The organism is Flagellimonas myxillae, from assembly GCF_023502235.1.
Taxonomy (GTDB): Bacteria; Bacteroidota; Bacteroidia; order Flavobacteriales; family Flavobacteriaceae; genus Flagellimonas; species Flagellimonas myxillae.
Window position 1 is genome coordinate 1,776,560 of record NZ_JAMFLY010000001.1, and the last position, 12,392, is coordinate 1,788,951.

Annotated in this window: 14 protein-coding genes and 1 other RNA gene; 5 read left to right on the forward strand and 10 right to left on the reverse strand. The window is 42.0% G+C overall.

Features of this window, described 5'->3' with window-relative positions:
- The first annotated feature begins 121 nt into the window (after window positions 1-121).
- From M3P07_RS07930 to M3P07_RS07940, 3 genes are read left to right on the forward strand one after another with little or no spacing between them, the layout of a single operon-like run.
- Window positions 122-766: a hypothetical protein gene (locus M3P07_RS07930; RefSeq protein ID WP_417952495.1), complete on the forward strand. Its 645-nt coding sequence runs from the start codon at window positions 122-124 to the stop codon at window positions 764-766.
- Window positions 750-1,583, forward strand: coding sequence for a DUF3822 family protein (locus M3P07_RS07935; protein WP_249969340.1), 834 nt, complete (start codon window positions 750-752; stop codon window positions 1,581-1,583). Before M3P07_RS07930 ends, M3P07_RS07935 begins: the two co-directional genes overlap by 17 nt.
- Complete coding sequence (locus M3P07_RS07940) at window positions 1,583-2,128, forward strand: RsmD family RNA methyltransferase (protein ID WP_249969341.1); 546 nt, start codon at window positions 1,583-1,585, stop codon at window positions 2,126-2,128. Before M3P07_RS07935 ends, M3P07_RS07940 begins: the two co-directional genes overlap by 1 nt.
- Window positions 2,129-2,164: 36 nt before the next feature.
- On the opposite strand, the gene rnpB is transcribed toward M3P07_RS07940, so the two are convergent.
- Window positions 2,165-2,467: RNase P RNA component class A (gene rnpB, locus M3P07_RS07945), an RNA gene on the reverse strand.
- A gap of 108 nt (window positions 2,468-2,575) precedes the next feature.
- On the opposite strand from rnpB, the gene M3P07_RS07950 reads away from it, so the two are divergent.
- The gene (locus M3P07_RS07950) at window positions 2,576-4,318 is read left to right on the forward strand and encodes a DNA polymerase III subunit gamma/tau (RefSeq protein ID WP_249969342.1); all 1,743 of its coding nucleotides are present in this window, start codon (window positions 2,576-2,578) and stop codon (window positions 4,316-4,318) included.
- A 68-nt stretch (window positions 4,319-4,386) separates the two neighbouring features.
- Window positions 4,387-4,968 (forward strand): MiaE family protein, encoded by a 582-nt coding sequence (locus M3P07_RS07955; RefSeq protein ID WP_249969343.1) that lies wholly within the window; start codon window positions 4,387-4,389, stop codon window positions 4,966-4,968.
- Here the strand turns inward: M3P07_RS07955 and M3P07_RS07960 are convergent.
- The 9 genes from M3P07_RS07960 to pyrR all read right to left on the reverse strand — a co-directional run bounded on the left by M3P07_RS07960 (window position 4,965) and on the right by pyrR (window position 12,368).
- The gene (locus M3P07_RS07960) at window positions 4,965-5,852 is read right to left on the reverse strand and encodes a Ppx/GppA phosphatase family protein (RefSeq protein WP_249969344.1); all 888 of its coding nucleotides are present in this window, start codon (window positions 5,850-5,852) and stop codon (window positions 4,965-4,967) included. The two genes, M3P07_RS07955 and M3P07_RS07960, sit on opposite strands and share 4 nt — an antisense overlap.
- An 11-nt stretch (window positions 5,853-5,863) precedes the next feature.
- Window positions 5,864-7,945 (reverse strand): polyphosphate kinase 1, encoded by a 2,082-nt coding sequence (ppk1, locus tag M3P07_RS07965; RefSeq protein WP_249969345.1) that lies wholly within the window; start codon window positions 7,943-7,945, stop codon window positions 5,864-5,866.
- Entirely contained in the window at window positions 7,946-8,434 is a 489-nt protein-coding gene (locus M3P07_RS07970; protein ID WP_249969346.1) for a SixA phosphatase family protein, read from the reverse strand.
- An 11-nt stretch (window positions 8,435-8,445) separates the two neighbouring features.
- Window positions 8,446-9,093 (reverse strand): pyridoxamine 5'-phosphate oxidase, encoded by a 648-nt coding sequence (gene pdxH / locus M3P07_RS07975; RefSeq protein WP_249969347.1) that lies wholly within the window; start codon window positions 9,091-9,093, stop codon window positions 8,446-8,448.
- Between the two features lie 113 nt (window positions 9,094-9,206).
- On the reverse strand, window positions 9,207-10,112 hold the full coding sequence (locus M3P07_RS07980; RefSeq protein WP_249969348.1) for a ribonuclease Z: 906 nt from the start codon (window positions 10,110-10,112) through the stop codon (window positions 9,207-9,209).
- A gap of 55 nt (window positions 10,113-10,167) precedes the next feature.
- The gene (locus tag M3P07_RS07985) at window positions 10,168-10,524 is read right to left on the reverse strand and encodes a four helix bundle protein (RefSeq protein WP_249969349.1); all 357 of its coding nucleotides are present in this window, start codon (window positions 10,522-10,524) and stop codon (window positions 10,168-10,170) included.
- Between the two features lie 37 nt (window positions 10,525-10,561).
- The gene (locus tag M3P07_RS07990) at window positions 10,562-10,894 is read right to left on the reverse strand and encodes a ribonuclease Z (RefSeq protein WP_249969350.1); all 333 of its coding nucleotides are present in this window, start codon (window positions 10,892-10,894) and stop codon (window positions 10,562-10,564) included.
- A gap of 4 nt (window positions 10,895-10,898) precedes the next feature.
- Window positions 10,899-11,822, reverse strand: coding sequence for an aspartate carbamoyltransferase catalytic subunit (locus tag M3P07_RS07995; protein WP_249969351.1), 924 nt, complete (start codon window positions 11,820-11,822; stop codon window positions 10,899-10,901).
- Window positions 11,823-11,828: 6 nt separating this feature from the next.
- Window positions 11,829-12,368 (reverse strand): bifunctional pyr operon transcriptional regulator/uracil phosphoribosyltransferase PyrR, encoded by a 540-nt coding sequence (gene pyrR, locus M3P07_RS08000; protein ID WP_249969352.1) that lies wholly within the window; start codon window positions 12,366-12,368, stop codon window positions 11,829-11,831.
- Between the last annotated feature and the right edge of the window lie 24 nt (window positions 12,369-12,392).

The window sequence follows — 12,392 nt, forward strand, 5'->3', positions numbered from 1 at the left end:
AACCGCTAAATTAACTAAGAAAGACAATATTCGTATGTTAAACTTAATTCTTATTGTTGTTGCTATTTGCCTTGTGACCATAGGCCTTGTATTTCTGATCGACAGATATTTACCTCAAAAAATCAAGCCTATTTTGGTGCTTGTGTTTGGACTTTTGAGCATTTTTCTAGGATATAAGATCTATCAGTCCATCAATGCCCCCATTGAATTTAAGAAGGTAAGAAAAGAAAGATTTTCGCAAGTAATAGCCAAGTTAAAAGATATTAGAAATTCGCAAGAAGCCTACAAAACTGTTAATGGTAGATTCGCCAGTAATTTTAACAGTTTGGTTCAATTTGTGGATACAGGGAGCTATACCATCACTCAGCAAAAGGATTCTTCCTTTATGCGATACAACAGGGTCTATCAAATTGACCTTCAGGTGGACACCATTGTCATAGATACCCTAGGTTTTGTAAAAGTGAAGGACTCTTTGTTTAAAAATGACGACCGCTACAAAACCATGATGAATGTTCCCTTTGCGGAAGGTGATGCCAAGTTTGAAATGAAGTCCGAAATTATCGACAAGCAGGGTTATAAAGCTCCTGTATTTGAAGCCAAGGTAAAAAAGGATTTAATTCTCTTTGACCAACCAACAGATTTGTTGGCCAGGGAAAACGCCCACCAGAGTGTTGAAGAGGTTAATGGAACTGAAATTAAGGTTGGTTCACTTACGGATGTAAGTACAAACGGGAACTGGCCTCCAATTTATGACAGAAAAGACTAATAATATACAGGAACAAAATTCCGAAAACACCTTTAAGAAACTGTCCATTCAAGTTGGTTTGAATGGACTTTCTTTTTGTGTGGTGGATACCATTTCCAACCAGATTCTGGCATTCGAAAAGGTAAGTTTCAAAACATCTTCCACACCCTATTTGGTGCTCAAGGAACTTAAAGCCGTACTCAACAAGAACAGTACAGTCGGCACTCAGTTTTCCGAAGTGGTGGTCATCCACAAAAATGGATTGTTCAGTCTGGTTCCCAAAACCCTTTTTAAAAAGGAAGAATTGGCCAATTACTTGAAGTTCAATACCAAGATTATGGCCAATGACCATATCGCATACGATGAGATTGCCAATCATGACATGGTCAACGTGTATGTTCCCTTTGCCAACGTAAACAATCACATTTTCGACCTCTTCGGCGAATTTGAATTTAAGCATACAGGAACGGTTTTGATTTCAACCCTCTTAAACCAGACCCGCACCAACAATCAGCCCGTATGCTATGTGCACGTTGCGGAAAAGGAAATGGAGATTGTCGTCATTTCAGAAAGAAAACTACTCTTCTACAACCATTTTGAATACAAAACCAAGGAAGACTTTTTATATTATCTCCTTTTTAGCTTGGAGCAATTGCAAATGGACTTGGAAAAGGTACATCTTAAGCTGTTTGGTTTGGTGGAAGAGGGCGATGCCATTTTTGAACTTTGCTATACGTATATAAAAACCGTTTCGGTTTTTGTGCCTACCGACGCCAACTACCCGTTGGAACAATTGGAGAGTCAAGCCATCGATTTCACTTCCATCAGTAAGTTATAATGCGAATTATCTCCGGAAAGTACAAGGGCAAAAGGCTGGTGGCTCCCAAAAAACTTCCTGTCAGGCCCACCACCGATATGGCCAAGGAAGCCCTTTTCAACATTCTGAACAATCGCTATTATTTGGATGAATCCAAGGTACTGGATTTGTTTGCGGGTACGGGTAATATCAGTTTTGAGTTTGGTTCAAGGGGGGCATCGGGGGTAACTGCAGTGGACAGTTTTGTAGGATGTGTACAGTTTATTTCCAAAACTGCAAGGGAGTTGGATTTTCCCATTATCGCGGTAAAATCGGATGTGTTCCAATTTTTAGAACGAACCAAGGAACAAGCCCAAATTATCTTTGCAGACCCACCTTATGATTTCTCGCAGGAACAGTTTTTGAAAATTGCTGATTTGGTCTTCGAAAATGGACTTTTGCTAGACGATGGGCTGTTGGTCATCGAACACTCTGATCAAACGGACCTATCGCAACATCAACATTATAGCGAACATCGAAAATACGGCAGTAGTGTTTTTAGCTTCTTCGAAGCTATTTCCGATTAGATCGGTAGTTCTGAATCCTATTTTTCAAACAATTCAATAAAAAGCAGGCCGTAAGCCGGATTCTGTATGTCCTTATCATTTATCTAGGCTTTTGGTTACCCAAAAGCTCCAACCGCCTACCCTCCAATTCGGGCGTGCAGCCCTCAAACACTGGTTTACGTGGCGTTTCACCGCATAGAGTTTACCTGATTTCACTACAGCCGAACTGTACTTGCTTTCTGTTGCACTGGTCCTCGTTTTTCAACGGACGGGCGTTACCCGCTATGCCGCACTGTGGTGTCCGGACTTTCCTCCCCAACCCCAATTAAATGGGATTGCGGCGATAAGGTGGCCTGCTGGCGGCAAAGGTAACCCAATTGTTAATAAAAAAAAGCTTTGAAGTCCTTGCCCCTGTTTCTTTGCAGCTTCCTATTTTTATATTTGTAGTAGCGCAAAACCTTTCCCATTTTGGAACCATTTATAGTATCCGCAAGAAAATACAGACCCCAGACTTTTAAGGATGTCGTGGGACAGGGTGCTATAACCAATACCCTGCTTAATGCCATCGAGAACGATCATCTGGCTCAGGCCCTATTGTTTTGTGGCCCACGGGGGGTAGGTAAAACCACTTGTGCCCGTATTTTGGCAAAGCAAATCAACCAAGATGGCACCGAAAGGGAAGATGAGGATTTCGCCTTTAACATCTTTGAGCTCGATGCAGCATCCAACAATTCTGTGGACGATATCCGTAGCTTGATCGATCAAGTGAGGATTCCACCACAAGTGGGTAAGTACAAGGTCTATATCATAGACGAGGTACACATGCTATCCCAATCGGCCTTTAATGCATTTCTAAAGACCTTGGAGGAACCTCCAAAGCATGCCATCTTTATTTTGGCCACCACGGAAAAGCACAAGATAATACCGACCATACTATCTCGTTGTCAAATTTTTGATTTCAAAAGAATTACGGTCAAAGATGCTGCTGAATACTTAAAGTATATTGCCAAAGAACAAGGTATTGAGGCAGAGGAAAGTGCCTTGCACATCATTGCCCAAAAAGCGGACGGTGCCATGAGAGATGCCCTATCCATTTTTGATAGGGTAGTCAGTTTTTCCGGTAAACAACTGACCCGAAAGGCGGTTACCGAAAATTTGAATGTACTGGATTACGATATCTATTTCAGTGCTACGGACCTAATTCTGGACAACAATATTCCAGATTTACTGCTCTTGTTCAATAAAACCTTGTCCCTCGGGTTCGATGGGCATCATTTTATTATCGGACTTGCATCCCATTTTAGGGATTTGATGGTTTGTCAACACCAGGACACCCATGCTTTATTGGAGGTCGGGGAAGATGTGAAACAACAGTACAAGGACCAAGCCAACAAGGTAAACAAGCAGTTTTTGCTCGAAGCCTTGGAAAAGGCAAATGCATGTGACCTCAATTACAAGACCAGCAAAAACCAAAGGCTTTTGGTTGAACTTACTTTAATGAAATTGGCCTCCATCACTTTTGATGGAGAAAAAAAAAACCTTGATTTTATAATTCCCGCGTCTTTCTTCAAAACCATTGAAGAAAAAATTGATGCCCCAACACCCCAAAATACTCCGGCTAAGCCGATAGTTGAGGAAGAAGTGGTCCAAAAACAACCACTTGCTCCAGCAAACCCGGTTACAGCCTCTGAGGAAAAGATATCCGAAGCCCAGCCCATACCGGTACCCAAAATTCAAATTAAATCTTCTGAAAAACGGGTTTCGGGCTTGTCTTTGAGCAGCATACAGGCTAAAAAGAGGCATGAAAACACCAAGGCTCCTTCCATAAACCAAGAAGACCTTCCTAAGGAAAACTTTGCCGAGGAAACTATGCAACAGCATTGGAACGATTTTGTCCAACAATTGGAAGACCTAGGTAGAAAAATTTTGGCAAGCAATCTCCAGGCCGACGTTCCCAAGCTTAAGGAAGAAAACGTTATTTGGATTGAATTGCCCAATAGCACCATGAAAAAAGAGGTGGAACGCGAACAAAGTCTAATGATGGACTACCTCAAACAAAAGCTGAACAATCATTTCATTAGTTTGCAGATTACTGTGAATGAAGAGGTCGCCAAGAAATTCGCTTTTACCCCAGAAGAAAAATATGAGAAGCTACGGGAAAAGAATCCTGCTCTTGATATGCTCAGAAAGGAATTTGACCTGGATTTCTAATCCAATTTCCACCCAATTCCGAAAGTGGAATACGCTATCTTTACCGTCTAAAACATAATTACCAAACAATGCTGGGATTAAAACTGCCAACAGACCCAAGATGGGTAAACATTGTAGAGAAGAACATTGAAGAAATTCTTACCGATCATGCCTATTGCGAGCAAAAGGCTGCAAGTATGGCCATCTCCCTGATTATTGGGTTTCCTGAAAAATCTGATTTGGTTAAGGAAATGACCGCTTTGGCAAGAGAGGAAATGGGCCATTTTAATATGGTTCATGACAAAATTCTAAAAAGAGGCTGGGTTCTTGGTAGGGAACGCAAGGATGAGTATGTGATTGAACTTATGAAGTTCTTCCCAAAGGGAGGTAGCAGGGAAACCCACCTAATACATAAGCTACTCTACGCGGCCATGATCGAGGCAAGAAGTTGTGAGCGTTTTAGATTGCTTTCCGAAGAAATCAACGATGCGGAGCTCTCCGAGTTTTATCGCAGTCTTATGGCCAGTGAAGCCAATCACTACACCATGTTCCTGAAGTTTGCACGTAAATACGGAGAACGTGGGGAAGTGGATAAAAAATGGGAGCAACTATTGGAATATGAGGCGCAACTCATGAAAAATCTGGGTAAAAAGGAAACCATGCACGGTTAGTCCTTTAGGTAATAAAGAGTTTTGATCATTCCGTCTGCCAATCCAATTTTGGGAACATGAATTTTTTTGGCACCGCTCCATTTGGCCGCAGAGAGAAATATTTTGGCGGCAGGAATAATCACATCAGCCCTGTCTTGATTCAGTCCGAGTTCCGAAACCCTATCTTCATAATCCATACTGTTCAAGAAATGATATTGCGCATTGAGCCATATATAGGACAAGGGTTGGCCCACTTTCCTGCCGGACATTTTATGTAGTTTGTTGATGTTCCCCCCAGAACCAATAATTTCCACTTTGGCATCTTCCTGAAGATTGCCCCTAATCCAATCTTGTACATCGTCCCAAACCTGTTCGGTGACCAAACCCTTTAAGATCCTAACAGTCCCTATTCTAAACGACTTGGAAGCTTTTAGTACCCCTTTGCTGAATACAGTAAACTCCGTACTTCCCCCACCCACATCCACATACAAATAGGAGCGGTCTTTTTTGATCAATTCCTGCAAATCGGTCGAAGCAATAATCTCTGCCTCCCTTTTTCCATCAATTATTTCAATGCCTATTCCGGACTCCTGGAGAATGCGGTCCACTACCTCCTGCCCATTGTTGGCTTCCCTAAGGGCAGAAGTTGCGGTGGCCATGTATTTTTCCACCCCATACACCTGCATCAGTAACTCAAAGGATTGCATGGTCTGGATAAGTCGCTGCAAACTGGTTTCGGAAATCGCCCCTTTGGTAAACGCATCTTCTCCCAAACGAACCGGGACCCTGATCAAAGCGCTTTTCTTAAAAGATGGCGGTTTGTCTTCGTGTTCAATAACATTATTGACCAACAACCGAACCGCGTTGGAACCAATATCAATAGCAGCAAATTTTCTAACAACCAATTTGGGTGGAATTAGGATTCCAATTTCTCTTTGTAATAATCGTAAAGGGCGAACTGAGATCTAATTGCTGGGGCATCTGCTTCTTTTTCCCGATAGGCATTATCCTGATTTTCCGAGAAAATACGTGCTTTTAGATTATCCTTCCATGAAATATTGAAAGTGTCCAGTAGTTCCTGTTTAATATCGTCTTGGTAAATAGGACATCCAACCTCTACCCTAAAGTCTAGGTTACGGGTCATCCAATCTGCAGAAGAAATGTAAATATTGGGATTTCCTTGGTTTCCAAAAATAAAAAGTCTGGGATGCTCCAAAAATTTGTCCACAACACTTATGGCCTCAATGTTCTCGCTCATGCCAACAACTCCCGGCACCAAACAGCACACCCCCCTAACAATAAGTTGCACCTTAACCCCGGCCCTACTGGCCTCATACAGCTTATCTACCATCTTATAGGAAGTAAGACTGTTCATCTTGATCTTGATATAGGCTTCCTTGCCTGCCTGGGCGTTGGCTATCTCGTTGTCTATGAGTTTGATAAATGTGGATTTGGTATAGTGGGGAGAAACCACTAGATGCTTGTATTTATGGATCTTGTAGTTGGTTTCAAAAAAGTCGAAGACCTTGCCCATTTCCTTCAATATGCCCTCATGGGCGGTGAACAAGGTGTAATCCGTATAAATTTTGGCAGTAGATTCATTAAAGTTACCAGTGCTTATAAATCCATATCTTTTGATACCTTCTTGCTCATCGCGTTCCACTAGACAGATCTTACTATGGACTTTGAGTCCCGGAACACCAAAAATCAATCGTATGCCCTCTGCCTGAAGCTGGTTGGCATATTTAATATTGGCCTGCTCATCAAACCTGGCCTGCAGCTCGATTTGGACAGTTACCTGCTTTCCATTCTTCACTGCATTGATCAGGGCAGACGCTATTTGGCTGTCATTGGCCAATCGGTACACGGTAATTTTTATCGTGCGCACCTTGGGGTCCAAGGCTGCTTCCCGCAAAAACTTGGTCAAATACGAAAATGTATGATAGGGCGTATAGATCATATAATCCCTTTGGGCAATTAGTTCCAAGAGACTTCCATTCATACTAAAACCCTTTACCGGTAAAGGTTCAATTTTTTTGTACATGAGGTCGTTCCTACCCAAGCTAGGAAAGCCCATATAATCCCGCCTGTTGTGGTAGCGTCCTCCTGGGATGACGCTATCGGTATCCACAATGTTCATTTTGTCTTTAAGGAACTGTAGCGTATCCTTGTCGATACTCTTATCGTACACAAAACGCACTGGGTCGCTAATCTTCCTATGCTCTACGCTAGACGAAATCTTTTGGATAAAACTCTTGGTAAGATCATTATCAATGTCCAATTCCGCATCCCGGGTTATTTTGATCATGTGGGCCGAAATCGACTCAAATTCGAACATGGTAAAGATGCTGTCCAAACAAAACCGGATCAAGTCGTCAAGAACGATGATGTAGTTCTTATCCCCATCCTTGGGTAATACAATAAACCTATCGATGCCTTTGGGAATCTCTATCAAGGCATAGCGGTTCTTGCTATTGACCCCTCCATTTTCAGCCTCCGACATCACAATTTTCACAGCCAAATAAGCAGCGGTATCCTTTAACAATGGAAATTCGGTGAGGTCGTTGAGGATAATGGTCATCAACTCCTGGTTCACTTTTTTGAAAAAGTACTCCCGGATAAACTCGGCTTGGTTTTCGTTGATCTCGGTTTCATTTATGATGAAAATGTTCTTCGTTTTCAACTCTTCTTCAATGCTTTCAAGGATTTCCTGGCTACGGGCCTGTTGCTCAATCACAATTTTGGTGATTTCCTCCAGTAAATCCTTGGCCTTTTCGCCCCCCAGTACACTTTTCCCTTTTTTACCGGCGTCCACAATACGTTTAACGGTGGCATACCGTACCTTAAAAAATTCGTCCAGATTATTGCTAAAAATTCCCAAGAACCTTAACCGGTCAATCAGCGGAACCCTTTTGTCTACGCTTTCTTGAAGTACCCTGGCGTTAAAATGCAACCAACTGATTTCCCTGTTTACGTATTCGTTCTTTACTTTAATCATCTATTGTTTGAGGTGTTTTGGAAAAATAACTGTTTCTGAAGTTCCCTTTGTCACATTTTCCCAACTATTTTGGTTGAATTTAATGTGGACCAATCCCGATGTCGGAACGTTTTCAATATACTGATCTCCCCATGTATTTGCAAGTGTTGTGAAGGCATAATTATGGCCAAAAACCATAACGGTGTCCAGTTGGTTATCCAGACCCTTGACAAAATTGCCCACACTCTTGCCTGAAAAATCATAGAGCGCTTCCGTAACTTTAAATCTGTCTAGGTTGTACCCCATGTTCCGTAAAAAAATCATGCTGGTGTGCAATGCCCGATTTGCCGGACTTGCAAATGCAAAGTCGATGGAGACACCCAATGCCGAAAATTTTTTGGAAACCAAAATTGCATCGTTTATCCCTCGTTCCTTAAGTGGCCTATCTTTATCGGAAACATCGTATTCCCAAGAGGATTTACCGTGCCTAACCAAAACTATCTGCTTCATTTTTTTGTGAATTATGGTGCCAATCGCTCAATTTTCCAATCAAAGTCTTCTTGTAGGGTATACCTGATCCTATCATGGAGCCTATTGGGTCTTCCCTGCCAGAATTCAATAGATATGGGCCTCACCAAGTAACCGCCCCAATGTTTGGGTCTTTCAATTTCCCTATCCCCTAGTGAACTTTCCAATGCTTTCAACTTTGCTTCCAAAGCCTCCCGAGAGTTAATTACCTCGCTTTGGTTGGACACTATGGCCCCCAATTGACTTCCAACTGGTCTAGATTCAAAATAACCATCGGATAGATTTTCAGCGATTTTTTCCGCCTTGCCCTTAATGATCACCTGACGTTCGAGATTGGCCCAAAAAAATGAAAGGCAAACAGCCGGATTTTCCAAAATGGCCTTCCCCTTTTCGCTTTCGTAGTTGGTATAAAAAACAAACCCTTCGTGTGTGTACTTTTTCATCAGTACTACACGGTTCTTTGGGTACCCATCCAGACCTATGGTGGATATGGTCATGGCGTTGGGTTCATCCGGACCACCAGCCTCTTCCACCTCATAGAACCATTTCTGGAACTGCTCCAAGGGGTTTTCCTTGATGGTATCTTCGGTCAGGGAACTTTTCTCGTATGATTTCCTGTAGTTGCTTAAATCTTTCTGCATAGCCAACTGGGTCTACACAAATTTCAACAAAAGAAAGCAGATTAAAAAGATTAAAGCGGTTTGTTTAAAGCGCTTGATCAAAGGACAAAAATCCACGAAGTATTTGGTGTGGCCTAAATCTCGAATGATTTTCCATCATCCGCCAATTCAACATGGGGAAAAACCTTGGAAGCCTCTTCTTTAAACAGGTCAATGGACTTGTATCGGGTGGAATAATGCCCTAAAATGAGTTTCCCCACATTGGCTTTTTCCGCAATTTGGGCTGCTTGGGTGGCTGTAGCATGCTTAGTTTTTGTTCCCAAATGGGCCTCAGATTCCAAAAATGTGGATTCGTGATAGAGAAGGTCCACATTTTCGATTATGGGCAATACCTCCTCGTTGTATGCTGTATCGCTGCAAAAAGCATAGCTTTTTGGTTTTGGGGGATCTTGGGTAAGCTTGGCATTGGGAACTTCCATACCATTTTTCGACACCCCGTTTTTCCCGTTTTTTATATTGTTGAATTGACTCCGGTCTATGTTATGGGCATTCGCGGCACCTACATCCAATTTTCTTTGGGCGGGTTTTTCCTTAAAAAGGAAACCGTTGGTATAGACCCGATGGTCCAACGGAATAGTCTGGACGCTCACGGTCTCATCCTCAAACAGCAGTTCGGAGCTTTTGGATTCCAATTCATGAAAAATCAAGGGGTAGTTGGTCCAAGAATCCCCTAGTTTTAAAAACAGGGTCACAGCTTCTTTGATTCCCTTGGGGCCATAAATGTGCAGTTCCGATTCTCTTCCCAACAATCTGAAGGTCGAAATAAGGCCTGGTAAACCAAAAAAATGATCCCCATGCAGGTGGGAAATGAAAATATGTTTGATTCTGGAAAACTTGATCTTGTTTTTCCTCAATTGTACCTGGGTTCCTTCGCCACAATCGATCAAGAATAGATGATTTCGAATCTCAAGGACCTGGGAGGTAGGATTGGTAAAGGTACGTGGGGTGGCGGAATAGCATCCTAGTATGGTAAGTTTCATTCAATTGAAAATTGCAAGTGTAAAATTGAAAATGGAATATAGATTTTCTTAATCATTAGGAGTTCAACTTGGAGGATTTTACAATTGCCGCCAACAGCTTTATTATTTGGGTTACCAGGTCATTCAATCTATTATAATCCTGATTTTCCATAGAGTCGGAATTGATTAATAAATCTAACCAATACCTAGTTTCATTGGCCTCTTTTAAGGAAATTGACATTTTATGGATAAAGTCTTTTTTACTTTCGTCATGTTCTGCTTCCCTGACTAATGCTCCAATGGAAGTCCCTGATCTTAGAATCTGTTTCGACAATACAAATTCTTTCCTTTCTTTTTCCAGCCTTTTCGCTAGTTCTATAATTTCCAAGGCAAATCGAAAACTCTTCTCCTCAACAACATTCCTTCTCCGCACAACCGAGTATTTTCAATTTTTAATTTTCCATTTTGAATTAGATACCCAAATCCCTTTCTATCTCCTCCATTTCGATGATATCCTTGGCTTCTTGTAGGGTTGGCACCACATTTATCTCATCAGGAATTTCATCATAGGAGACTTTATTGGTAACCAAGATGAAGGATTTATTGGAGTTCCGGTGGGTCCTTGAAATTTCCAAAAATTCCAGTACATCCCCTGCAGTTAATTTATTGAACGAAAATAGGTTGACGATGATATTATCGTGTTTGATCTTGGGGTACCCTTTATTCAAATTTTCCAGGAAGGTTTGAAGGGAGGTCTTTTCCTGGAAAACAATCGTTGTTGTTCCTTCCTTATTAAAAATCATGGTATTATTTTTTTGCAGCTAACAAATAGATGACCGCCATACGGATGGCGACCCCATTCTCAACTTGCTCTAAGATAATGGATTGATTTGAATCTGCCACATCGCTTGTAATTTCCACACCCCTGTTGATTGGGCCTGGATGCATGATCACAATCTGTTTGTCCAAACTATTGAGCAGCGCTTTGTTGACCCCAAATTGTTGGGTATATTCCCTGGTGGACGGGAAGTAGCTGATATCCATCCGCTCGTTCTGCACACGGAGCATATTGGCCACATCACACCATTCCAAAGCTCTTCTAAGATTGGTCTCCACCTGTACCCCTAAAGCCTCAATATGCTTGGGAATCAAGGTTTTTGGACCACAGACCTTTACATTGGCGCCTTGCAATTTAAGGGCAAATATATTGGATAACGCAACCCTGGAATGCAGGATGTCCCCAACAATAACCACATTTTTTCCGCCAACGTCCCCAAGTTTCTCTCTAATGGAATAGGAGTCCAACAAGGCCTGGGTAGGATGTTCGTGAGCGCCATCTCCCGCATTGATAATGGAGGCATCCACATGCTTGGACAAAAAGATTCCCGCTCCCGGATTGGGATGCCTCATAACCACCATATCCACTTTCATGGAAAGTATATTGTTCACGGTATCTATTAAGGTTTCCCCTTTTTTTACCGAAGATTGCGAGGCAGAAAAGTTCACCACATCTGCGGACAACCGCTTTTCGGCAAGTTCAAAGGATAACTTGGTTCGTGTGCTGTTTTCAAAGAATATGTTCGCTATGGTAATATCCCGAAGCGTTGGCACCTTTCTTATGGAACGGTTAATGACCTCTTTAAAATGGTCGGCAGTTTCAAAAATGAGCTCGATATCCTTTTTGTTCAGATACTTAATTCCCAATAAGTGGTCTACACTTAGTTCGCCCATTTCCAATTATTTATTTACCAAATACACAACATCTTCACCATCGTTCTCCTTCCACATCACCTTAACTTTTTCCTCATTTATGGCATCTACCTGTCTCCCACGATAATTGGGCTGTATGGGCAAATGCCTGCTGAACCTGCGGTCTATCAAGGTTAGCAATTCAATGTCCGAGGGTCTTCCAAACGATTGAATGGCAGTCAGAGCAGCCCTTATGCTCCTACCTGTATAGAGCACATCGTCTATAAACACCACATTTTTATCCTCGACCAGAAAATCAATTTTTGTAGTGTTGGCTTTTAAGGTTTTATCGCCCCGACCAAAGTCATCCCTATAAAAAGTGATGTCCAGAAAGCCCAGTTCAATATTCTTTACTTTGTAATCTTCCCTGAGAATCTTGGTCAACCTTTCGGCCAAATAGACGCCTCTGGGTTGAATTCCAATCAATGCAGTGTTCGAAAAATCAAGGTGGTTTTCTAAAAGTTGACAAGCCAAACGGTGCAGAATGATATTGATCTCTTTGGAGGTAAGAAGTACTTTTTGACTCATTTGCTAGGCTTCCAACTCAGGTTG